The 23,627-nt window shown below is 72.2% G+C and carries 20 protein-coding genes; 9 read left to right on the forward strand and 11 right to left on the reverse strand.

Annotation, left to right across the window (positions count from 1 at the left end; translation table 11 throughout):
- Positions 1-37 precede the first annotated feature (37 nt).
- Positions 38-736 (reverse strand): response regulator transcription factor, encoded by a 699-nt coding sequence (locus DEI89_RS07265; protein ID WP_110903362.1) that lies wholly within the window; start codon positions 734-736, stop codon positions 38-40.
- A complete protein-coding gene (locus tag DEI89_RS07270) occupies positions 733-2,115 on the reverse strand; it encodes a sensor histidine kinase (RefSeq protein WP_110903363.1) in 1,383 nt (460 codons plus the stop codon). Before DEI89_RS07270 ends, DEI89_RS07265 begins: the two co-directional genes overlap by 4 nt.
- Positions 2,116-2,331: 216 nt before the next feature.
- On the opposite strand from DEI89_RS07270, the gene DEI89_RS07275 reads away from it, so the two are divergent.
- On the forward strand, positions 2,332-2,574 hold the full coding sequence (locus tag DEI89_RS07275; RefSeq protein ID WP_258366138.1) for an SHOCT domain-containing protein: 243 nt from the start codon (positions 2,332-2,334) through the stop codon (positions 2,572-2,574).
- A gap of 36 nt (positions 2,575-2,610) precedes the next feature.
- Here the strand turns inward: DEI89_RS07275 and DEI89_RS07280 are convergent, their stop codons facing one another.
- Positions 2,611-3,138, reverse strand: a complete 528-nt coding sequence (locus tag DEI89_RS07280; protein WP_110903364.1) for a gluconokinase — start codon at positions 3,136-3,138, stop codon at positions 2,611-2,613.
- Between the two features lie 113 nt (positions 3,139-3,251).
- On the opposite strand from DEI89_RS07280, the gene gndA reads away from it, so the two are divergent.
- The gene (gndA, locus tag DEI89_RS07285) at positions 3,252-4,709 is read left to right on the forward strand and encodes an NADP-dependent phosphogluconate dehydrogenase (RefSeq protein ID WP_110903365.1); all 1,458 of its coding nucleotides are present in this window, start codon (positions 3,252-3,254) and stop codon (positions 4,707-4,709) included.
- Between the two features lie 150 nt (positions 4,710-4,859).
- Here gndA and DEI89_RS07290 read toward each other — a convergent pair whose 3' ends face one another.
- The gene (locus DEI89_RS07290) at positions 4,860-5,558 is read right to left on the reverse strand and encodes a hypothetical protein (protein WP_111079250.1); all 699 of its coding nucleotides are present in this window, start codon (positions 5,556-5,558) and stop codon (positions 4,860-4,862) included.
- A 117-nt stretch (positions 5,559-5,675) separates the two neighbouring features.
- Between DEI89_RS07290 and DEI89_RS07295 the strand changes: the two genes are divergently transcribed.
- Entirely contained in the window at positions 5,676-7,253 is a 1,578-nt protein-coding gene (locus tag DEI89_RS07295) for a molybdopterin-dependent oxidoreductase (RefSeq protein WP_309146512.1), read from the forward strand.
- A gap of 176 nt (positions 7,254-7,429) precedes the next feature.
- On the opposite strand, the gene DEI89_RS07300 is transcribed toward DEI89_RS07295, so the two are convergent.
- The 6 genes from DEI89_RS07300 to DEI89_RS07325 form a co-directional block, all read right to left on the reverse strand.
- Entirely contained in the window at positions 7,430-8,212 is a 783-nt protein-coding gene (locus DEI89_RS07300) for a putative protein N(5)-glutamine methyltransferase (protein ID WP_258366141.1), read from the reverse strand.
- Positions 8,213-8,228: 16 nt separating this feature from the next.
- Positions 8,229-9,206, reverse strand: coding sequence for a ribose-phosphate diphosphokinase (locus DEI89_RS07305; RefSeq protein ID WP_110903367.1), 978 nt, complete (start codon positions 9,204-9,206; stop codon positions 8,229-8,231).
- A gap of 112 nt (positions 9,207-9,318) precedes the next feature.
- Positions 9,319-10,746, reverse strand: coding sequence for a bifunctional UDP-N-acetylglucosamine diphosphorylase/glucosamine-1-phosphate N-acetyltransferase GlmU (gene glmU, locus DEI89_RS07310; protein WP_110903368.1), 1,428 nt, complete (start codon positions 10,744-10,746; stop codon positions 9,319-9,321).
- 196 nt (positions 10,747-10,942) lie between these two features.
- Positions 10,943-12,169, reverse strand: a complete 1,227-nt coding sequence (locus DEI89_RS07315) for an alcohol dehydrogenase catalytic domain-containing protein (RefSeq protein ID WP_110903369.1) — start codon at positions 12,167-12,169, stop codon at positions 10,943-10,945.
- 673 nt (positions 12,170-12,842) lie between these two features.
- On the reverse strand, positions 12,843-14,234 hold the full coding sequence (locus DEI89_RS07320) for an MFS transporter (protein WP_258366144.1): 1,392 nt from the start codon (positions 14,232-14,234) through the stop codon (positions 12,843-12,845).
- A gap of 40 nt (positions 14,235-14,274) precedes the next feature.
- Entirely contained in the window at positions 14,275-15,288 is a 1,014-nt protein-coding gene (locus DEI89_RS07325; protein ID WP_110903370.1) for a helix-turn-helix transcriptional regulator, read from the reverse strand.
- A gap of 104 nt (positions 15,289-15,392) precedes the next feature.
- Here DEI89_RS07325 and DEI89_RS07330 point away from each other — a divergent pair, with 104 nt between their 5' ends.
- From DEI89_RS07330 to DEI89_RS07350, 6 genes are all read left to right on the forward strand, one after another.
- A complete protein-coding gene (locus DEI89_RS07330) occupies positions 15,393-15,842 on the forward strand; it encodes a MarR family winged helix-turn-helix transcriptional regulator (protein ID WP_110903371.1) in 450 nt (149 codons plus the stop codon).
- A 164-nt stretch (positions 15,843-16,006) separates the two neighbouring features.
- Positions 16,007-16,156: a hypothetical protein gene (locus DEI89_RS17625; protein WP_181421545.1), complete on the forward strand. Its 150-nt coding sequence runs from the start codon at positions 16,007-16,009 to the stop codon at positions 16,154-16,156.
- Positions 16,157-16,254: 98 nt separating this feature from the next.
- Positions 16,255-17,658, forward strand: a complete 1,404-nt coding sequence (locus DEI89_RS07335; RefSeq protein WP_146236704.1) for a sensor histidine kinase — start codon at positions 16,255-16,257, stop codon at positions 17,656-17,658.
- The gene (locus DEI89_RS07340) at positions 17,652-18,293 is read left to right on the forward strand and encodes a response regulator transcription factor (protein ID WP_110903373.1); all 642 of its coding nucleotides are present in this window, start codon (positions 17,652-17,654) and stop codon (positions 18,291-18,293) included. Before DEI89_RS07335 ends, DEI89_RS07340 begins: the two co-directional genes overlap by 7 nt.
- Before the next feature lie 117 nt (positions 18,294-18,410).
- Positions 18,411-19,310, forward strand: a complete 900-nt coding sequence (locus DEI89_RS17630; protein WP_181421546.1) for a hypothetical protein — start codon at positions 18,411-18,413, stop codon at positions 19,308-19,310.
- Between the two features lie 238 nt (positions 19,311-19,548).
- On the forward strand, positions 19,549-21,102 hold the full coding sequence (locus DEI89_RS07350; RefSeq protein WP_110903374.1) for an AMP-binding protein: 1,554 nt from the start codon (positions 19,549-19,551) through the stop codon (positions 21,100-21,102).
- Between the two features lie 100 nt (positions 21,103-21,202).
- Here the strand turns inward: DEI89_RS07350 and opgC are convergent.
- The coding region (gene opgC, locus DEI89_RS07355) for an OpgC domain-containing protein (protein ID WP_146236705.1) at positions 21,203-23,627 on the reverse strand (2,425 nt) is incomplete at its 5' end.

Raw genomic sequence — 23,627 nt, forward strand, 5'->3', positions numbered from 1 at the left:
ACGTCGTCGAGCAGTGGTATCGATCCGGTGTTCCTGGTCATCCCGTCCACCCGGGGGTGACGAGGCCGGTCTCGTAGGCGAAGACCACGAGTTGGGCGCGGTCGCGAGCGCCGAGCTTGATCATCGCGCGGGAGACGTGGGTCTTCGTCGTGGCCGGGCTGACGAAGAGGCGCTCGGCGATCTCGGCGTTCGTGAGTCCGCTCGCGACCAGGCGCATGACCTGGCGTTCGCGGTCGGTCAGGGCGTCGAGCTCGGGAGCGAGCGCCACCGGCTTCGCGTGCGCTGCGTACGCCTCGACCAGGGAACGGGTGGGTCCGGGCGACAGCAACGACTCCCCCGCGACCACGGTGCGGATCGCCCGGAGGAGTTCGGCGGGCTCGGTGTCCTTGACGAGGAACCCGGCAGCACCACCGCGGATCGCCTCGAACACGGTGTCGTCCTCCTCGAAGGTCGTGAGGACCACCACGTGCACCGCGGCGAGCGCCGGGTCCGCGGAGATCCGCCGCGTCGCCGTGAGGCCGTCGGTCCCCGGCATGCGGATGTCCATGAGCACGACGTCGGGCAGCTCCCTCGCGGCGACCGTGACGGCACCGTCACCGTCCGACGCTTCACCGACGACCTGCATCCCGGGCTCGGCGGAGACGAGTGCGCGGAGCCCGGCCCGGATGAGGCTCTGGTCGTCCACCAACACCACCCGGATCGGGTCGGGCGTGGTGGTGGTCGAGGGCGTGGTCATCCGTCGCTCTCCTTCTGCACGGTCACGGTGCGTGCGGGTTCGCCGATGGGCAGGCGCGCGCGGACCGACCAACCGTCGTCACGTGTCGGTCCGACGGCGAGGGTGCCGCCGACGGCCGCAGCCCGCTCGTGCATCCCGACGAGGCCGTTGCCCTGACGGCTGCCGCTGCTGCGGTCCACCCGCTCGGCGTCGCTGTCCGGGCCCGCCGCACGAGCGAGGGCAGACGACGGGCGGTGCCCACGGTGCGCCTCCTCGGTCCGCGGAGCACCGGCGACGGTCGAGACGGACGACGGGACGTCGGTCACCGTGATGTCGACGACCTCGGCACCGACGTCGACCACGACCGTGGCGCGGTGGTCGGCGGCGTGCTTCATGACGTTCGTGACCGACTCCTGCACGATGCGGAACGCGTTGCGCGAGACGACGCCGGCGACGGCGTCCACCGGGCCCTCGAGGTGCAGCTCCACGTCCACTCCGGCTGCGCGGGCGCGGTCCACCAGGTCGGGGACGCGGTCGAGGCCGGCGACCGGGGCCCGGTCGGAGGTGCCGGACGGCGCGTCGACGGCTCGCAGCACGCCGAGGATCGTCCGGAGTTCCACGAGCGCCTGCTTGCTGGAGTCGCGGATGTTCAGCAACGACTCCCGCGTCTGCTCGGGCAGTTCCGCCCCGAGGTGCAGGGCCACCCCCGCCTGCAGGTTGATGAGCGACATGCTGTGGGCGACCGAGTCGTGGAGTTCCCGGGCGATGCGGACCCGCTCGGCACCGGCGCGCTGCTGCTCCACCGCGAGTCGGGCACGACGGACGTCGGCGGCGCGAGCCACGCGTACCCGGACGAGCTCGGTGACGGCGATGGTGACCGTCAGCCACGCCAGGCAGAGCGTCATCGTGGTGACGGTCGGGAAGGGCGCGCGACCGGTCAGGGTGTCCGCCGAGGGCAGGACGACCGTCGCGACCGCGGCCGCGATGTAGGTGGGGACCCGGTGGCCGCGGAACCAGGCGTTCGCGAGCGCCATGGTCAGCGCCGCGACGAACGGTCCACGCGGACTGACGACCAGGGCGTAGCCGATCGTCGTGCCGAGGGTCAGGGCCAGGACCACGACCGGCCACCGCCACCGGAAGGGCAGGACGACGATCCCGCCCACGAGCAGCACCCATGCCAGGGGCCCGAGGAACACCGGGTCGACGCCGTCACCCAGGCGTTGTGTCCACGGTGGGCCACCACCACCGACGGCACCGGGACCGGGACCGACCCCGGCTGCCCACCGGGTGGCGACGACGGTCCCGAGGATCTGCACGAGCGCCACCGGCAACACCCGTCCCACGCGGGCGAACCGGTGTCCACCCACCGGGCGGGTGTCGGAGCGCGTGTCGGTGGTCATGCAGCGAGCCTACGGTCGGCCCTCGCTCAGGACATCGCGCACCGGGAGGGCCTGTGGACTACGCCCGACGGAGTACTCACCTGTGGAGGAACGGGCGCGGGTGGGCCGGCGGGAGCAGGTCGGAGTGGGCTCTCCTGGCGGACGCGGGTGGCGCCCCCCGGCCGACAGCCTTGTCATGTCGCGACCGCGGCACCACAACCGACCTCGGAGGTCCCCATGCTCACCACACTCGCTGCCACCGCTCCGTACTGGCACGGCGGGATGCCGTCCCACGGATTCCCCGTGTTCCCGGTGATCCTGCTCCTGCTCGTCATCGGGGCTCTCGTCTTCGGAGTCCTGCGCCGTGGTGCCGGACGGGCGATCGCCGACGCACGATCGGTGCTCGCCGACCGCTTCGCCCGCGGCGAGATCGACGCCGAGGAGTACCGCGCCCGTCGATCGGAACTCAACAGGAAGTAGGCCCGACACCCGTTCAGGCCGTCCTGCGCGGGATGCTCAGGGCAGGACGGCGAGGATCGCCGCCACCGTCTCGTCCACCGATCCGCTGATCGGGACCGCGGCCGAGGCCTCGTCCGGACCGGGACGCTCGAGCGTGGCGAACTGCGAGTCGAGCAACGAGTTCGGCATGTACTCGTGGTGCCGGTGGCTCTGCCGCTCGGCGATGAGCTCACGCGAGCCGTCGAGGAACGCGATGAACAGGTCCGGGGCGTCCTCGCGCAGGCGGTCGCGGTAAGCGCGCTTCAACGCCGAGTTCGCCATGACGCACCGGGAGCCCGACTGCTGCACGTCGGCGATGCGTGCGGAGCAGGCGTCGAGCCAGGGGCGTCGGTCCTCGTCGGTGAGGGGGATGCCGGCGTGCATCTTGTCCTTGTTCGCCTGCGGGTGCAGCCCGTCCGCGTCGACGAACTCCGCCGCCTGCCCCCGATCGACGAGTGCACGAGTCAGCGCCTCACCCACCGTCGACTTGCCGGATCCGGAGACCCCCATCACGAGCACGGGCTGGAGGACGGTCGCATCGGCCATTCCTCCACACTACGAACAGGGGGTCTCGTGATCCACAGCATGCGGAAGACCTGGGTGAGCACACGTGGCCCTGCATAGGTTGGCCATGGCCGTCCAGACACGAAGGAGTCGACGTGGCAGAGAACAACGACAAGGCGAACATCGGGGTCATCGGCCTCGCGGTGATGGGCTCGAACCTGGCGCGGAACCTCGCGTCGCGCGAAGGCAACACCGTCGCGGTCTACAACCGCACCTACGCCCGCACCGAAGAGCTCATGAACGAGCACGGCGACATGGGCTTCATCGCGTCCGAGGACATCGACGGGTTCGTGGCGTCACTGTCGAAGCCGCGCACCGCGATCATCATGGTCCAGGCCGGCAAGGGCACTGACGCGGTGATCTCGCAACTCGCCGACCGGTTCGAGGAGGGCGACATCATCGTCGACGGCGGCAACGCCAACTTCCACGACACCATCCGCCGCGAGCACGACCTGAAGGAGAAGGGCCTCAACTTCGTCGGCACCGGCATCTCCGGCGGTGAAGAAGGCGCGCTGCACGGGCCGTCGATCATGCCCGGCGGCTCGGACGAGGCGTGGGAGACCCTCGGGCCGATCCTCAAGTCGATCGCCGCCGTGGCTGAGGGTGAACCCTGCGTCACGCACGTCGGCACCGACGGCGCGGGCCACTTCGTGAAGATGGTCCACAACGGCATCGAGTACGCCGACATGCAGCTCATCGCCGAGTCGTACGACCTGCTCCGCCGCGTCGGTGGCTACAGCGTCGACCAGCTCGTGCAGGTGTTCGACGAGTGGAACAAGGGCGACCTCGAGTCCTACCTGATCGAGATCACCGGAGAGGTCCTCAAGCAGCAGGACGCCGACACCGGCAAGCCGCTGGTGGACGTCATCCGTGATGCCGCCGGTTCGAAGGGCACGGGTGTGTGGACCGTGCAGAACGCGGTCGGCCTCGGCATCCCGGTGTCCGGCATCGGCGAAGCCGTGTTCGCCCGCGCGGTGTCCTCACGCGCGACGCAGCGCGCTGCGGTGCAGGAGTCGGTGCGGGAGCGCCCGTCGATCGCCGAGGTGCCCGACACCTTCGCCGATGACGTCCGCGCCGCGCTCTACGCCTCGAAGGTGGTGGCCTACGCGCAGGGGTTCGACCTCATCATCGCCGGGGCGAAGGAGTACGACTGGGACATCGCGCTCGGGGACATGGCGAAGATCTGGCGCGGCGGCTGCATCATCCGCGCCCAGTTCCTCAACCGCATCGTCGAGGCGTACGACAAGGACCCGGAGCTCGCGTCCCTGCTCGTCGACCCGTACTTCGCGAACGCCGTCGCCGAGGGCGAAGCCGCCTGGCGTCGCATCGTCGGCATCGCGGCTGCATCCGGGATCCCGGCACCCGGGTTCTCGTCGGCGCTGTCGTACTTCGACTCGTTGGCGTCGGAGCGCCTGCCCGCCGCCCTGATCCAGGGGCAGCGTGACTTCTTCGGAGCGCACACCTACCAGCGCACGGACAAGGACGGCACGTTCCACACGCTGTGGTCCGAGGACGGCCGCCCCGAGGTCGAGCAGGAGCCTTCGACGCACTGATCGCACCCGCTGCAGCCCGAGGGCCTCGTCGTCGACGGGGCCCTCGGTGCGTCCGGGGCAGCGCGGACCCGGCCCGCTCCTGGCCGAGCCGTGGTCGGCCGGCGGTGTCCAGCGAGCCGTGTTCGCCGTGTTCGCCGCGCCATGTGCGACTCAGGCGACGATGCGCTCGCGGGCCAGCCGGGCGAGCAACTCGTCCAGGCGGTCGCCGCGGCCGACCAGACGGTCGGACCCCGGGGCCGCACGGACGAAGAACGTCGCGACCGCCGTGGTGTCGTCCGGTCGGACGTAGTGCAGGACGATCGCCGGCGCGGTGCGTCGCCCGGCACCGGGGACCAGGACGTCCTCGACCCCGACGTGCACGACGCGGCTCCACCGGATGACGAGCAACCGGGTGGCGCGGCGTCCGTCGAGTTCCCACAGGGACGCCTCGGTCGCCCCGAACGCCCAGGTCACGTGCTGCGCGAGCGTGACCTCGGGGCGTGCAGCTTCCAGCGCGCCGCGCAGCTCCGGTGTGGCGGAGGCCGGCACCAGCCAGACGGTCGGGTCCACGCGCCGGACGGCCACTGCGAGCAGGTCGTCCGCTCGTCGCCGGGCGATGGCCCGCGCGCGGAGGACGGCGATGACGATGACCGTCACCCCGATCGCGACGGCGGCGACCTCGGCGATGCCGAACGCCGTCAGGTCCGCGTCCGGATCGGCGTTCACGACGATGATGCGCGCGGTCACCAGGGCTGCCCAGAGTCCGACGATCGCCCACCGCAAGGCCAGGAGCCGACGGTACGGCGACCAGCGCTCCCGGTCGCCGCGGGCACGACCAGGACCCGGAACACGGATCGGTCGCCTCGGCACGGTGACGATCCTGCCACGGCGACGGACTCCGTCGGCACGTCCATGGGTGAACGCTCCCCCAACCGGTGTCCGCACCCGGATCGCCCGTTCCCAGCGGCGCTGACCTAGCATCCGAGGGTGACCGAGCCTGACCCGCGCCTCCTCCCGCACCGTCGCTGGGCCGCCGCGCTCGTCGGGGTGATCGCCATGCTCGCATTCCTGGCCGTCGCGGAGCTCGGCGCGCTGCTGCTCGGCGGTGCCGGCAGTCCGCTCGTCGCCGTCGGTTCGGCGGTCATCGACCTCGCGCCCCGGGCCGCGAAGGACCTCATGGTGTCGCTGTTCGGCACCGGCGACAAGGTGGCACTGTTCGCATTGATGACGGTCATCCTGGTCGTCGTCACCGCCGGCGCCGGGGTCCTCGAGCGTCGCCGACCGCCGTACGGCGCCCTGGTCTTCGCCGCCGGCGGAGTGCTCGCCCTGCTCGCCGTCACCACCCGTTCCGGCAGCGGCACCTTCGACGGCGCACCCACCGTCCTCGGGGTGGCCGCGTCGATCATCGCCCTCCGACTCCTGCTGCAGCGCCTCCGCCGGTGGGAGGACGCCCGCGCCGTCCCGACCGCCGGTGCCGACCGCGCCGGCGGGGTCCAGCGTCGCTCGTTCATCGGCTGGGCGGTGACCACCGCAGCGGTCACGGCGGTGGTGGGGAGCGCCTCCCGGCTGGGGTCGGCGTCCCTGCAGGCCGCAGCCGCGGTCCGCCGAGCCGTGCGGTTGCCGACCCCGGCGACCACGGCGCCACCGGTGCCGAGCGGCGCGAGCCTCGACGTGACGGGCATCACGCCCTACGTCACGCCGAACGCCGACTTCTACCGGATCGACACCGCCCTCCGCGTGCCGTCGATCGACCCCGCCGACTGGTCGCTGAAGATCCACGGCGAGGTCGAGGAAGCGGTCGAGATCACCTGGGCAGAGTTGCTCGCCCTCCCCCTCGAAGAGCACATGGCCACGCTGAGTTGCGTCTCGAACGAGGTCGGCGGCGACCTGATCGGCAACGCGCTCTGGCTCGGCTACCCGATCCGGTCGCTTCTCGCCCGTGCCCGGCCGAAGCCGGGAGCCGACATGGTCCTCTCGCGGAGCATCGACGGGTTCACCGCCGGCACGCCGCTCGACGTGCTGCAGGACGCCGGGACGCAGGCGCTCGTCGCCGTCGGCATGAACGGATCGCCGCTGCCCGCCGAGCACGGGTTCCCGGCGCGACTCGTCGTCCCGGGACTGTTCGGGTACGTCTCGGCGACCAAGTGGGTGACCGAGCTCGAGGTGACGCGGTTCGCGAAGGCGCAGGGCTACTGGACGCCCCGCGGGTGGTCCGAGCGCGGGCCGGTGAAGCTCGAGTCGCGGATCGACACACCCGCCGACGGCACCTCCGTGAAGGTCGGTGACCGGGTCCCGATCGCCGGCGTCGCCTGGCAGCCGCACATCGGCGTGAAGGCCGTGCAGGTGAAGGTCGGGTCCGCCGGGTGGCAGGACGCCGAGCTCGCCGACTCCGTCTCGTCCGACACCTGGCGGCAGTGGGTCTACCGGTGGACGGCGGTCGCCGGGCAGCATGAGGTGCAGGTCCGCGCGGTCAGCGCCGAGGGCGAGGTGCAGACGAGCGTGCAGCGTCCGCCGGCACCGAACGGTGCGAGCGGCTGGCACGGGGTCACCATCTCCGCGTCCTGACGGGAGGCGCGGGTCCCCGCCGACGGGTCCGTACCGCCGTCGAGACGCCCCCGTCTCCTTCCGGCGGCGCAGGAGTCGCGCGACGCCGTCGACTTCGGCGGCGTCGCGGGGGTTCGGCGCCCTCTCGGGGGTACGGCGGCGTCTCGGGAAGTCGGCGGCGTTCCGGCCCGCAGTCGTCAGGCGGCGGGGAGGGTCGCGACCACGCAAGTGCCGTCGACCTCGTCGTCGCGGGCGAGTTCGGCCGCGAAGCCGGCCGCACGGAAGAGGCCCGCGGACACCGGCGCCTGCGCTCCCGACACCTCGATGACGACGGCGCCGCCGGGCCGCAGCCACGAAGCCGCACCGGCAGCGATCCGCCGGTGCACGTCGAGGCCGTCCGCGCCGCCGTCGAGGGCGACCCGGTGTTCGTGGTCCCGGGCCTCCGGCGGCATGGTGCCGATGGCGTCGGTCGGCACGTAGGGGGCGTTCACGGTGAGCACGTCGACCTGGCCGTGGAACCGGGTCGGCAGCGGTGCGAAGAGGTCACCCGTCACGACGATCCCCCGGTCGCCGAGGTTCTCCGCTGCCACGTCGGTGGCGTCCGGGTCGATGTCGGACGCGACGAGGTCGAGCGCGCCGATCCGTTCCAGCAGCGCCATGCCGATCGCGCCGGCACCGCAGCAGAGGTCGACGACGCGGTCGTACCGGTGCAGGCGTCGGGCGGCTTCGGTGACGACGACCCGGGTCCGAGCCCGCGGCACGAACACCCCGGGTGTCACGCGGACCCGGTGCCCGTCGAACGCCGCCCAGCCCAGGACGTACTCGAGCGGCTCCCCCGCGAGGCGCCGCTGCAGCAGCCCGCGGAGCCGGGTCGGGTCGCCGTCGCCGGCAGCGAGCAGCAGGTCGGCCTCGTCCTCGGCGAAGACGCTCCCCGCCGCGCGGAGTCGGGCGGCGAGGGCGTCCCGCGGAGTCAGTGCCACGGCTGCGTCGGAGGACTCAGGCGGCGCCGTCGAACATCGACGTCACCGAGCCGTCGTCGAAGACCTCGTGGATGGCGCGGGCGATGAGCGGTGCGATCGGCAGGACCTCGAGCTTGTCCCAACGCTTCTCGTGCGGGACCGGCAGCGTGTCCGTGACGACGACGCGGTCGATGAACTCGCTCTGCAGCAGCTCGGTCGCCGGGTCGGAGAACACCGCATGGGTGGCTGCGACGACGACGCCCTTGGCCCCGCTGGCCTTGAGGGCCTCGGCCGCCTTGGCGATGGTGCGGCCGGTGTCGATCAGGTCGTCGACGAGCAGGCACCAGCGACCGGAGACGTCACCGACGATCTCGTGCACGGAGACCTGGTTCGGGACGAGCGGGTCGCGACGCTTGTGGATGATCGCCAGCGGCGCCCCGAGCTTCTCCGACCAGATGTCGGCGACGCGCACGCGACCCATGTCGGGCGAGACGACGGTCAGCGTCTCGGGGTCGAGCATCTCGCGGAAGCGCTCGAGGAGCACCGGCATCGCGAACAGGTGGTCGACCGGGCCGTCGAAGAAGCCCTGGATCTGCGGGGCGTGCAGGTCCACGCTCATGATGCGGTGCGCGCCGGCGGCCTTGAACAGGTCGGCGACCAGACGGGCCGAGATCGGCTCGCGGCCACGGCCCTTCTTGTCCTGCCGGGCGTACGGGTAGAACGGCGCGACGACCGTGATGCGCTTGGCGGAAGCACGCTTCAGGGCGTCGACCATGATGAGCTGCTCCATGAGCCACTCGTTGATCGGCGCGGTGTGCGACTGGATGACGAAGGCGTCGCAGCCGCGGACCGACTCGTCGAAGCGGGCGTAGAGCTCACCGTTGGCGAAGGTCCGGGCGTCGGTCGGGACGAGGTCGACACCGAGCTCTTCCGCGATCGACTTCGACAGTTCCGGGTGCGCTCGCCCTGCGACCAGGACGAGTCGCTTCTGGCCGGTTGTCTTGATTCCGGACACGTGTGGTGCTCACTCCCTGACCCCGTGGAGGGGCCGATCTGACCCGCCGGGGCCGATGTCCTGGGCTCCGGTCGGGGCCCACCGCTGACGGCCGCGGGGACCGTCGAAGGTGTCATTCGCCTCGCGCACGCCGAGCGGACTCGGCCGCCGGGGTACCGGGTCGGTTCTCCTCGACCCATCCCTCGGTGTTGCGCTGTGGGGCGTAGCTGATCGCGAGCGACCCGGCCGGCACGTCCTTGCGGACGGTCGTGCCTGCACCGGTGTACGCCCCGTCACCAATCCTAACCGGGGCGACGAACACGTTGTGCGACCCGGTCCGGACGTCGGAGCCGATGACGGTGCGGTGCTTGTGGACGCCGTCGTAGTTCGCCGTGATGGTGTTCGCGCCGATGTTGGAGTCCTCGCCGACCTCGGTGTCGCCGATGTAGGACAGGTGCGGCACCTTGCTGCCGCGGCCGATCACGGCGTTCTTCGTCTCGACGAAGGTCCCGATCTTGCCCCGCTCGCCCAGGATCGTGCCGGGCCGCAGGTAGGCGAAGGGTCCGACCGAGGCGCCCTCCCCGATGACCGCGAGGGTGGCGTCGACCCGGTTCACGGTGGCGCCCGCCCCGACCTCGGTGTCCCGCAGCGTGGTGCCAGGCCCGACGACGGCGCCGGTGGCGATCGCCGTCGCACCGAGGAGCTGGGTGTCGGGCAGCAGTTCGGCATCGGGTTCGATCGTGACGTCGAGGTCGATCCACGTCGAGGCGGGGTCCTGCACGCTGACCCCGGCCAGCTGGTGCCGGCGGACGATCCGGGCGTTGAGCTCCCGCGCCGCGTCGGACAGCTGCGCGCGGTCGTTGACGCCGGCGACGAGCCACGGGTCGGTCAGCGTGACGACGTCCACCCGGCCACCGCGGGCGGCGATGAGTGCCGGGACGTCGGTGATGTACTTCTCACCCTGGGCGTTCTCGGTCGTCAGGGACGGCAGCACGGCGCGCAGCTCGGTGACGTCGAAGGCGTAGATGCCGGCGTTGGCCTCGGTGATCTGCAGCTGCTCCGGTGTGGCGTCCTTGTGCTCGACGACCCCGGCGAACGACCCGTCGGCATCGCGCACGATCCGCCCGAGTCCGGTCGGATCGGGAGCGATCGCACTGACGAAGGTGGCGCCGTGGCCACCACCGCCGTGGGCGTTGACGAGGGTGCGCAGGCTCTGCGCGTCGAGCAACGGGACGTCGCCGGAGAGCACCACGACGACACCGTCGAAGTCGGCGGGGAGCGCGTCCACCGCGACCTCGACCGCACGCCCGGTCCCCGGGACGTCGTCCTGGTCCACCAGGAGGGCGTCGGGGGCTCGCTCGGTGATCTCGGCAGCGACGCGGTCGCGCTCGTGCCGCACCACGACAGCGACGTGCTCCGGAGACAGCGACTCCGCGGTCCGGAGCACGTGGGCGATGAGGGGCAGGCCGGCGAGCCGGTGCAGCACCTTGGGGAGCGAGGACTTCATGCGTGTGCCCTGCCCGGCGGCGAGGACGACGACGGCGATCCGCTGGTCGGTCATGCGTCCCATCCTGGCGCACTGCCCCGGCCGCGGCCGACCGTCGCGCCGATGTGTGGGCAACTGCGCGGAGAACCGCATCGGTGCAGGGGAAGCCGCACCGAGCCGCCGAGCCACGCACCGGCTGTCGCGGCCGGACCACGGGAGGCCCGGTGCCGGCCCGTCGGACCGGCACCGGGCCTCCAGGCCGGCACCACCGTCAGGCGGTCAAGTCCGTCAGCTCGACCTTGATCCAGCCGGGCTCGCGGCGGTCGAACGCCTCGTAGGCCTCGATGGCGGAGCCGATGCCCTCGTGCTCGGTGATGAGCGCCGTCGGGTCGAACTGCCCGGCCGCGACCATGTCGATGAGCGGCGGCGTGACCGAGTGGTGGTCGCAGTTGCCCATGCGGATGGTGAGGTTCTTGTTCATCGCCTCGCCGATCGGGTAGGACTGCGCGGTCGGGCCATAGACGCCGATGATCCCGATCCGGCCGTACTTGGCCACCGAGGCGACCGCCCACTGCGCGACCTGCGACGGCCCGTCGCCGGGCTTCCACTGCTGCTGGTCGCCGAACCCGTCGGGTGAGGCGTCCGGAGCGACCTGCTGCACCTCGGCGTCGAACGCGGCAGCCTGCTCGTCCGACACGGCGGCCGGGCCGTGCTTCGGGCGTTCCGCGTCCACGCCGACCGCGTCGATGACCGCGTCGGCACCGATGCCGTTGGTGAGGTCCATGATCGCCTGGACCGGGTCCTCCCGGTTGTAGTCGACGACCTCGCAGTGCTGCGCGAGTGCCGCGGCAAGCCGGGTCTCGTGCCCGTCGACCACGATGACGCGGCCGGCGCCCTGCTTGTAGGCGGACGCGGCCGCGAACTGGCCGACGATGCCCGCCCCGAACACCACGACGACGTCGCCGCGGCGGACGCCGGCGAGCTCGGCGCCGAACCAGCCGGTCGGGAAGATGTCCGAGAGCAGGATCGCCTGCTCGTCGCTGACGTTCTCCGGCAGCGGGTGCATGGTGTTCTGCGCCCACGGCACGCGGACGTACTCGGCCTGCAGTCCGTCGACGGGGCCGGTGGACTGCGGGCCGCCGAAGAAGCTCGTGCCCGCCTGCGGTCCGTTCGGGTTCGCGACGTCGCACTGCGCGGTCTGGCCCATGCGGCAGTACCGGCAGGCGCCGCAGGAGATGGTCGAGTTGATGACGACGCGGTCGCCCGGGCTGAAGCCGCGGACGGCTTCGCCGACCTGGGAGACGACGCCGACGGCCTCGTGCCCGAGGATCGTGCCCTCGACCATCGGGGCCATGGTGCCGCGCACGAAGTGCAGGTCGGTGCCGCAGATCGCGGAACGGGTGATGTGCACGATCGCGTCGTGCGGGTCCTGGATGGTGGGCTCCGGAACCTCGTCGAGCCGGATGTCGCCGATGCCGTGCCAGACAACTGCCTTCATGGGTTCCTCCTCGTGGGTCGTCCGGGCGGACGCTACGCGCGGGGGTCTCCGCGGCGACGGAGGGCGGAGCGGCATGCGGACAGGCGGGCGGGCGTACTGGCCGGGCGGGCGCTGGGCGTCGACGCGCGCGGGCGCGGGGCGTCGAGAGGCCGCAATGTGTCGCTCTGGGCGCCCGAGAGAGACGGATCGCGACACCTCGGCGGAACTGAGCGGGGTGTCGCGCGACCGCGGCAGCCCCCGGACGGGAGGCACGCCCCGCGTCCGGCACCGCGCCTCCCGCCCGCCGGCCGCCGCGACACTCCCGGCTGCCCGACGCCGAGAGGCCGCAATGTGTCGCTGTGGGCGCCCGAGAGAGACGGATCGCGACCCCTCGGCGGAAGTGAACGGGGTGTCGCGCGACCGTGGCAGCCCCCGGACGGGAGGCACGCCCCGCGTCCGGCACCGCGCCTCCCGCCCGCCGGCCACCGTGACACCCCCGGCTGCCCCACGTCGAGAGGCCACGATGCGTCGCTCTGGGCGCGCGAGAGGGACGGATCGCGACACCTCGGCGGAAGTGAGCGGGGTGTCGTGACCGCTCGGCCGCGGGGAGGCAGAGCGCGGCGCAGCCGCAGAGGGGCGCGGGGAGGCGCGGCGCGGCGCGGCCGCAAGGGGGCGGGGCGGCAGGTCCCGCGCGTCAGGCGGCGGGCGCTGCGGACTCGTCGCGGACGAAGGCCATGAGCACGAGTCCGGCGATGAGCACCACGACGACGCCGAGGATCCCGTACCGCGTCGAGCCGCCGATCGTCACCGCGACCCCGAAGAGCGCCGGCGCGATGAACGACGCCGCCCGCCCGGTGGTGGCGTACAGGCCGAACAGCTCCCCCTCGCGGCCGGGCGTCGCCAGCTTCGCCAGGTACGCCCGGGAGGACGACTGCACCGGCCCGACGAACATGCAGAGCCCGAGACCGAGCACCCAGAACGACGCCTGCGCGGACCCGGCGAAGAGCACCGCGGTGCCGAACACCGACAGGCCGACGAGCGACACCATGATGAGCGGCCGGGACCCGAAGCGGTCGTCGAGCCGTCCGGAGACCACGGTGGAGATGCCGGCGACGACGTTCGCCACGATCGCGAACATGATGACGCCGGACGGACTGAAGCCGAACACCTGCGCGGCGATGATGCCGCCGAAGGTGAACACCGCGCCGACGCCGTCGCGGAACACCGCGCTGGCGAGCAGGAAGGCCAGCACGTTCCGCCGGGTGCGCCAGAGCCGGGCGACGTCGCGGCCGAGGTCGGCGTAGGCGGACCAGATCGACGCGCGGCGGTCGGGGTCGGCGGGCGCCTCCGGGACGACGACGAACAGCGGGATCGAGCTGACGGCGAGCCAGACGGCGGCGATGCCGATCGCGACACGGACGTCCCACTGCCCGGTCGCGACGGTCGCGGGCAACTGCAGGAAGCCACCCTTGCCGGTGACGCCGAAGTCCTGGATGCAGAGCAGCAGCAGCACGATGAGCAGCACGATGCCGCCGAAGTACCCGGCGGCCCAGCCGATCGCGGAGACGCGGCCGGTCTTCGGCCCGGTGGCGACCTGGCCGATCATGGCGTTGTAGCCGACGCAGGCGATCTCGTAGGCGACGGTGCCGATGCCGATGAGGGCCGCCCCGAGCACGAGGTACGGCTGCTCGGGCGCGACGAAGACCATGCCGACGATCGACAGGACGATGCCGATCGTGGCGATGAGCACCGAGCGCTTCCGGTGGCCGGACGTGTCCGCGAGCCGGCCGATCGCCGGCGCGACGAGGGCGACGACGATCCCGGCGATCGTCAGCGCCGTGGAGACGACCGCGGCGTTGTGGGCGAGTTCGCGCTCGACGGCGGCGGCCGCGGCGGACGACGAGTCCTCGGCGGCGACGAGTGCCGGGTCGACGAACGCCCGGCTGGCCAGGTACGTGCTGAACACGAACGTCGTGACGACGGCGTTGAAGGCGGCGGAGCCCCAGTCCCAGAGCGCCCACGACACCAGCGCTCGACGCCGGAGCGGGGTCGGCGGTGCCTCGGCGGTCATCGGCGTACCGGTCATGGCGGAACCGTAGCGCCTCCGGGCGTCCGGCAGGCGCGCCTCAGCGCCGCAGCGTCTGCTTGGGGTACTCGCCGAACCGCTCCGCGTAGGACGCCGAGAACCGTCCGAGGTGCGCGAAACCCCAGCGGGTGGCGACCTGCCCGACCGAGACCGTCCTGGGGTCGAGCGCGAGCAGCTCCTCGTGCACCCGGTCCAGCCGCACCTGCCGCAGGTAGCTCAGCGGCGACACCCCGAAGGTGCGCCGGAACGCCTCCTGCACGCTGCGGACGCTGAGCCCCGCGACCTGCGCCAGCTCGGTGATCGTGATCGGGTCGTCGGCATGCGCGTGGATGTGCTCGACGGCGGCTCGGAGCTTCGCCTGCCGCGGGTGCAGCAGTTCCGCGGGCAGCTGGTCGAGCTGCGGCGGGACGACCCGCAGGAAGGCGTCGACGGTCTGCCGCTTCGCCTCGTGCCAGACCAGGGAGCCGGTCCCGCCCTCCCGCAGTGCGCGGGCCAGGGCACCGAGGGAGTCCCGCCAGTGCCGCACGATCAGGCTGTCCGCGGGCCGCAGGTGGTCGAAGCGCATCTCACGCGTGCCCACGTCGAAGCGTTCGGCGGCGACCTCCCGGACGAACCCACGGTCGAGGTGGACGAGCTGCTGGTCGTAGTCGGTGGCCACGAAGACGACGTCGCGGTGCGCCGGGAAGAGCATCGGCACTCCGACACGCAGGGCGACCCGGTCACGGAGGACGTCCGGCGTGCCGGAGCCCGCGGTGAGCCAGCTCATCACCAGGTCGTCTCCGGGTGCCGACGCGCCGCGGAGGAAGCCGTTCATGGTGGACCGGCGCATCGACACCTCGGAGTCGCCGATCGCCGTGTAGCGGTAGGAGTACTCCCCCTCGGTCCGTCGTGACAGCCACTGCTTGCCGGAGTAGATGCCGGCGAGGTCGCGGACGGCGGCGTCGGGGTCGGAGCCGGCCACCTCGAACCGCACCGGCACCGCGGTGTCGGCGGGCGCCTCCCGTCCGGCCGGCTCCCGGGTCTCCCGGGGTTCCGGAGCGAGCGACTCGCTCACGTCGTCACCACGCTGTGCTCGAGACCAGCGGTATCTGGATACCCTTGCGGCGAGCACGCCGGTCCCCACTCCGGTGTGCCGCGACGCACGGAGGAGGGCATCCGGTGAGTGACCTCGACGTCATGGGTGCCCTGACCCGTCTGGAGCATGCCTCGGCCGCGTTGCGGAACCGCCTTCGCGACCGCACCGGTGTCTCCGGCACGGACCTGTCGGTCCTGCAGTACGTCTGGCGAGCGAGGAGCGGCGACCGCTCGGTCCGGGTGAAGGACCTGACGTCGCACCTCGGCCTCACGGGGCCCGCGGTGACGGGCGTGATCGACCGGCTGGAACGTCAGGGGATCCTGCAGCGCGTCCCGAACCCGGAGGACGGTCGGAGCCGGTTCATCGAGCTGACGCCCGGCCAGGAGCAGGTGTTCGCAGCGGCGCTGGACGACACCAACGAGCAGTTGCACGAACTCCTGTCCTCCTTCTCGGAACGAGAGCGCCGACGCCTCGTCCGCATCGTCGACCGCATCGTCGGGGCGCTCGACGGCGGGGTGCCGCCCACGTCGTAAGGCAGGTTATGGGCCAGTCGGTTCGCACCCGGGCGAATTGTCCATGCAACGCGGATGGGTAACTTCTCGACCTACTTGCCCGGGCGTGGCTCCGAACGCGGCCGTACCGTCGGACACGATCAGGACCCCTCGCACGGGGGTCACCGCCGACGGGAAGGGACACCATGGGCCTGTACGAGACCGAGCCGGGCGTCGATCCGGTGCGCATCACCACCATCCGCCGTCTGCGCCGTCGCTGGAAGCACGGCGAGCAGCCCACGGAGGACCAGGGGCTGTTCGACGACCTCTTCGTGGCGACGACGAAGCAGCGCTGACGCAGCGACGTCGACACCTCGACGGGAGGCCCGTGGCGGGATCGCCACGGGCCTCCCGTCACGTCCGGGGCCGCTCGGGCGCGGGTTACGGTGACCCTGTGCCCGGACGACGAACCCTCGACTCCGAGTACGGCGACGACGCCGTGCTCGTCGTCCGACGCGACCTGCGCCGCCGCCCGGCCCGGTCGGTACCGTGGCGCCGGGTGCTGGTGGGCGTGGTCCTCGCGGCCCTGCTCGGTGGTGCGGCCGTGGCGACGGTCGGCACGCTCGTCTCGCAGCGCACGGCGGAGGGGTTCGCCGTCGCGGACGCGACCGACGACACCGCCGCCGTCGCCCGCGCGGTCGTGGAACCGGCGCTGCTCGACGCCGTGGCCGACCCGGGGGCGTCCGCAGCCGACCGCCGTGCCGCCGCCGACCGGCTGGACCGCGCCGTGCGGGCCGTGACCGCCGCGACCGGTGCAGTCCGCGTGAAGCTCTGGGCCGCGGACGGCACCGTCCTGTGGTCCGACGAACCCCGCCTGGTCGGGCAGCGGTTCGCACTGTCCGAGGACGACCTGGAGGCGCTCGAGTCCGACCGCTCCGACGCCGAGGTGTCCGACCTGACCGCGCCGGAGAACCGGTACGAGCGGGGGCAGGGGCCGCTCCTCGAGGCCTACCAGGCGGTGCACGTGCCCTCCGGCGACGCGCTGCTGCTCGAGGTGTACTACCCGTACGACGCCGTCCTCGGCAGCGCGGCCTCGCTCCGTTCGGCGTTCGCCACGCTGGCGTTCGGCACCGTCGGCGTCGGCATCGCACTGCTGCTGCCCGTCGTGCTGTGGCTGCTGCTGCGGCTGCGCTCCGGCCAACACGACCGGGAGCGGTTGCTCGTCCGGGCCCTCGACGCCGAGACCGCCGAGCGCCGGCGTCTCGCCGCCGACCTGCACGACGGTCCGGTGCAGGACATCGCCGGACTCGCGCTCGGCCTCGGTGCCGCCGCCCGGAGCATGCCCGGACCCGGTGCCACGGTGCTCGAGGAGTCCGCGACGACGCTGCGGTCCGCGGTGTCGGCCCTGCGGTCGTCGATGTCCGCGATCCAACCGGCGGCCCCGGACCGCGACGGGCTCGGCGCAGCGCTCGACGACGCGACCGCCCGCGGTCGCGCGGCCGGCCTGGCGGTGCGACTCGACGTGCCCGCGACCGTCCCGGCCGCTCCCCCGGCGTTGCTCGCCGCCGTGCGCTTCGTCCGCGAGGCCGTCGCGAACGCCGTCCGGCACGCGCGTGCGACCACCGTCCGGGTGCGTGTCGACCGACGGGACGACGAGCTCGTCGTCCGCGTGTCCGACGACGGGGTCGGCTTCGACGCGGAGGCCGTGCTCCGGTCACGACGCAGCGGTCACCTCGGCACCACCCTGCTCCGCCAGATCGCCGAGGACGCCGGGGGCTCGCTGCTGCTCCGGACCGCCCCGGGCGCCGGCACCACCTGGGAGCTCGCGGTCCCCGCCGGGACGGAGTCCGGATGGTGAGGGTGCTGATCGTCGACGACCACGCCCTGGTCCGGGGTGGTCTCCGTGCGGTGCTCGACACGACCGACGACTGCGAGGTGGTCGGTGAGGCCGCGACCGGTGAGGACGCCGTCGACCAGGCGCTCGCGCTCCGTCCCGACGTGGTGGTGATGGACCTGTCGATGCCCGGTGCCGGCGGCGTGGTCGCGACCGCGAGCCTGCGCGTGGGTCTGCCGTCCGCCCGGGTGCTCGTGCTGACGACCTTCGCCGACGACGCGCGGGTCCGGGCTGCGCTGGCTGCGGGGGCGACCGGGTACCTGCTCAAGGACGCCACCCCGGACGACGTCGTACGGGCGGTGCGGGCGACCGCTCGCGACGAGGTGCCGATCGACCCACGGGTCGCCCGGAGTCTGCTGCCCGCGGCGGAAGCGGTGTCCGATCCGCAGGCCGCACCCGCCACGTCCGGGCCCGTGCTGCCGCCACGCGAGCGTGAGGTCCTCGTCCGCCTGGCCCGCGGCCTGTCGAACCGGCAGATCGCGTCCGAGCTGGGGATCGCCGAACGGACGGTGAAGGTGCACGTCGGCAGCGTCTTCCGACGACTCCAGGTGGCGGACCGCACGACCGCGGCGCTCTGGGCGCGGGACCACGGGTACTAGTACCAAGGTCCGATGGTGCCCGCGTGGTGGAACGGCGACGATCGTGCCGAGGGGTCGAACCGCCCCGCACATCGAACCGGTCCGGAGTCTCGAACCGCCCCGCACAGGAGGCACACCATGCCCACCACTACCGATCACCCGACCGGCCGTACCGGCCGCACCCGCGGGACGGCCACGCTCCTCGCGGCGGCTCTCGCCGCCGCCACCGTCGCCGCGGTCGCCCTCGTCGGGGTCGCCCCGGCACAGGCGTCCGGCAAGACCTCGACCGGCGGCGACTACGCCGTCACGGTCAACGGCACCACCACGAACCCCGCCGTCGGCAAGGACTACAAGCTCCGGGACACCGCCGTCTCGGGCACCATCGCGGTCCGCGGCAAGCACAACGGCTTCGACATCCGGCTCGCCGACCTCGGGGTGTACGACTACACGCTGACCGGTGCGCCCGACTCGCAGCGGATGGTCACGAAGCCGACGGTCGTGTTCGCGTCGAAGGTGCCCTCGCTCACCGCCGCGCAGCTCGCCGGCACCCGGCTGTCGTCACTCGAGGTCCGAGACGACACCCTCGTCGCGATCTTCAGCACCGGCGCCGGCAAGTTCAAGATCCAGGCGAAGGACGGCGCGCAGGGCGGGATCTTCCAGATGGAGACCGAGTTCGCCGGTCCCGTCACCTTCACCCACACGCTCGGTGCCGGACTGTTCTACTTCGTCAACCCGTACACCGGCAAGGTCAACTTCGGCGACGGCACCGCCGCCGTGACCGCCGGCAGCGACGCGCACCAGATGCTGCTCGGCAAGGACAGCCCGCAGGTCGCCACGAAGACCTCGCAGACGGCGACGACCACCACCTGGACGGTGCAGCCCGGCGGCCGTCTCGGTGGGGTGCTCGGCGAGGACGCCGTCGAACTCAGCGCCGGCGCGACGAACTGCACGAGCGACTGCCAGGCGCAGAACCAGATCCGCGGCTCCCTGCCGGTGCCGCCGGACCCGGTGGATCCCACGCCCATCGCGTCGCGCTGAGCGTCGCGCACCAGCGCACACCAGGACGGACGGGAGGCCCGTGGCGGGATCGCCGCGGGCCTCCCGTCCGTCGTGGTGCGACCCGGGTACGGCGCCCTGTCCGCCGAACGGGGGCTGCATGCGGACCGCCCGTGCTGGGTAGCGTCGGGAGGGCGGTCGGACCCGACGACCGCGCAGCGTCGTCTCACCAGCGGCGCGAACGAGGGCGACGACGCCCGCACCGACGAAGAGGGGCACGATGTCCACCAGCACCACCGGACCGGGAACACTGAACGTCGCCACGATCGTGGCCGAGGGCGCACGACGGCACCCCGGCAAGACCGCCGTCCTCACCGCGATGCCGGACGGCGTCCACGAACTGACCTACGGCGAGCTCTGGGAGCGGGTCCGCGCGACCGCCGGTGGCCTCCGCGCCCGCGGAGTCGAGCGCGGCGACCGGGTCGCGGTGATGCTGCCGAACGTGCCCGAGTTCCTGGTGGCGTACTTCGCCGTCCTCGCGATGGGCGCCGTCGTCGTCCCGATCCACCTGCTGTTCAAGCGCGAGGAGATCACCCACGTCCTCGGCCGCTCCGGCGCCCGCGTGCTCGTCGCCGCCGGCTCGGTGCTCGGCGAGGCCGGCCCCGCGGCCGCCGAGACCGGTGCACTCGTCGTCGGCGTCGGGGCCGGCGACGACGTCCTCTCGCTGACCGCGCTGGCGTCGGAGGGCGAGCCGCTCGACGCCGTCGTCGCGACGAACCCGCTCGACCCCGCCACCATCCTGTTCACCAGCGGCACGACCGGGCAGCCCAAGGGTGCCGTCGGGTCGCACTTCGCCCTCGTCGAGCAGGTCAACGTCTGCATCATCGACGTGTTCGACCTGCGCGAGGAGGACGTCGTCTTCGGCGGCCTCCCGCTGTTCCACACGTTCGGGCAGACGGTCGTGATGAACACCACGCTCCGCCGCGGAGCGACGATCGTGCTGCTCCCCCGCTTCGACGCGGCCACCGCGCTGCAGCTGTGCACCGACCAGCAGGTGACCGCGTTCCTCGGCGTCCCGACGATGTTCATCGCGCTCCTCGGGGCAGCCGAGCAGCACGACGCCCGACCGCCGTTCCGCTGGTGCGTCTCCGGCGGCGCCGCCCTGCCCGCCGCCGTGCTGGAACGCTTCGAGTCGACCTTCCGGGCGCCGATCCAGGAGGGTTACGGCATGACCGAGACCTCTCCGGTCATCTCGGTGAACCCACGCGGCGTCCCGAGCCGGGCCGGCAGCGTCGGTCCCGCCGTGTGGGGTGTCGACGTCGTCGTGGCGGACGCCGAGGTCGAGGGACGCATCGTGCCGGTGCCGGTCGGTGAACCGGGCGAGATCGTGGTCCGGGGGCACAACCTGTTCCTCGGCTACCTCGACGACCCCGAGTCCACCGAGGCCGCGATGGCCGACGGGTACCTGCGCACCGGCGACATCGGCGTCCTGAGCGACGACGGGTACGTCAGCATCGTCGACCGCAAGAAGGACCTCATCCTGCGGAACGGGTACAACGTCTACCCGTCCGAGATCGAGGCGGTGCTGCACCGGCACGAGGACGTCGCCTCGGCCGCGGTGTTCGGCGTCGACCACCCGGTGCACGGGCAGGAGGTGCACGCGGCCGTGGTCCTCCGCGACGGCGCGGCGGGGTCCGACGCGCTCGACGCGTTCGTGCGCGACCGCGTCGCCTCGTTCAAGTACCCGCGGGTCTACCACGTGGTCGACGTGCTGCCGATCGGTCCGAGCGGGAAGGTGCTGCGTCGGGAGCTCACGCGGCAGTACGGGGACTGACGGCGCGACCCGGCGGACGGGGCGGACGACGGACGGGAGGCCCGTCACCAGCTGGTGACGGGCCTCCCGTCCGTTCCGTCGCCGCCCTGCGGTCGGACCGTCAGCGCGGGATGACGGAGAACAGGAACTTCCGCCGCACCATGTACCAGCTGAGCAGGATGAGCGCGGTGTGGACGGCGGTGCCGATCCAGACGTTGCCGTAGTCGAGGGGCAGTGACGCGATCACCAGCGCGAAGAACACCTGCCACACGAAGACGTAGAGACTGGCCTGCCCGAGCGGGATCCACAGCCACCCGATGACCGCGTTCACCGGCTTCCAGAACACGGTGAGGATCGCGTACGAGACGATCGCGAAGAAGGCGATGTCGATCAGGCGACCCCACTGCAGGTCCACACGCTGGTACGCGGTGTTGTAGAGGTCCTGGTACATGGTCGCGGGGAACGGTGCCGGGGTGAACGCGAACCGGTCGCCCGCCCACACGTAGACCAGGAACGCCGCGTACCCGCAGACCAGCACGCCGATGAGCACCTTGCCGAGCCGTCCGGTCAGCGCCCGGGTGATCTGGCGTCGGTAGTAGCCGAGCACCAGGCCGTGGGTGAACACCACCTGCCAGGTCAGCAGCGGGAACACCGCGTCGAACTGCGCGTTGAGCGGCTTGAACTCGGGGTGCACCGCCTGGAAGACGTAGAGCGCCCAACTGACGACGAGCAGCGCCCACCAGTACCCGCGGCGGATCACCCACATGAACACCGGGATGAACAGGCTGAGCACCACGAACAGACCCATGATGTTGAACGGCCACGGGCCCATCTCGAGCAGCAGGAACTGCCGGATCGCGTACCAGGGCGGCGGGTACGCCAACAGCTGCATCGCGTTCGGGTACAGGTCGTAGACGCGTCCCTCTGCCTGCACCCCGTCGAGGCCGGTGCCGCGGTCGGTGAACGTCGTGATCGCGTCGGTGTCGAGCAGCGGGACGAAGCTCAACGCGAAGACGATGAGGATCACCACGAGCGTGACGACGTACTGCTTGCGGGCACGCTTCCAGGCGCCGACCGCGGACGCCCACTCGCCGAAGCGGGCGACGCCCAGGGGGTAGACCATGCCGAGCACCATGCCGGAGAGGAACACGAACATCTCGGCGCCGGTGATCGCGCCGACCGCGTGCAGCGTCAGGTACGAGTACGGGCCGGAGACCTCGATGTGCGTGATCACCACCGCCAGGATGATGAAGCCGCGGAACAGGTCCAGGCGCAGGTCACGCCCCGGTTTGCCGTCGTCTGGGTACCGCCAGCTCGGCACGAACCGTCCGACCAGACCGCTCAGGACGAACACGAGCGCGAGCCCTGCCGCCAGCCAGACGATCCACGCCATCTGGTCGCCGCCGGTGTCGAGCTGCTGGTTCGTCGCGGCAGCGCCCTGCTGCGGGGTCACCCGGTCGGTGACCGGGCCGAAGACGAACTGGTCGGCGCCCTGCAGGTCCGTGCGGAACGAACCCGCGGTGCCCGGGGCCTTCGCGAAGCGCCAGTCGGCCACACGGTTGCCGGCCTCCGGTTCACGGCGGTTCGCCTCGATGAACGTGACCCCGCGGATCTCGGGGGTCTTCCGCACCTCGGCGATGACCTGCCGCCACCAGCCCTGCTTCACCTGCAGCTCGCCGGCACCGCCGAGTGAGTGGTCGTAGAGCGCGCCGGTGTCCAGCAGCATCGGGCGATCACGTTCGACGGCGAACCGGTCGACGAACGAGCCGGGCTGCTGCCGGTCGTAGCCCCAGCGCTCGGCGAAGCGCTGCGCGACCTCGTCGGACGCCGGCACGTCGTTGCTCGTCAGCGGGACGTCGCGACCCGCTGCCTCGGTGGCCTTGCCCTTGCCGAAGTAGAACATGGACAGGCCGACCCAGTCGACGGACGACGCCCCGGGCCAGTACGGCTCGTAGGGGTCGTCGGCCGCGGTGATCTGGCCGTCACCGTTCGTGTCGAGCTTCTCGGTGTCCGTCGCCGACAGGTCCGCCAGGCGGCCGGCCGACGAGCCGAACGGGTAGCCGGCACCGTAGGAGGGCGACCACACCATGCGGGCGTCCGAGTTCCCTGTGTGCACCTGCCGCGCCACGGTCCGGAAGGCCCGCACGAACTGCGTCGGCTGCTGCCCCCACCGCACCCACGTGCCGTTCATCTGCGGGGCGAAGCGGACCAGGAGCTGGGTGTCGTACTGCCGGTGGGCCTGCTCGAACAGGGTGTTCGCGCGTCCGGCGTCGGCCTTGGTCAGTGATCGGAGGGACTGGTCCGGCACCAGGCTGACGACGAGCACGGCGCCCTGCGCGGCGGCCGCCCGGGTGGAGCGGAGGAACTGCTCCTCGGCCCGCCGATCGACCGGGTAGGCGATCTCGACCCCGTACATCGACGGGATCGCGTCGAGCCGGCCCTCGTAGCCGTCGGGGGCGTCGGAGCCCCAGTCGAGGTCGGGGCCGAACCAGGTCTTCCCGGTCGATCGGCGGGCCGAGGAGCAGTTCCTCCGCTCCACCCGGGCG

The organism is Curtobacterium sp. MCBD17_030 (genome assembly GCF_003224255.1).
In the GTDB taxonomy this organism is placed as follows: Bacteria; Actinomycetota; Actinomycetes; order Actinomycetales; family Microbacteriaceae; genus Curtobacterium.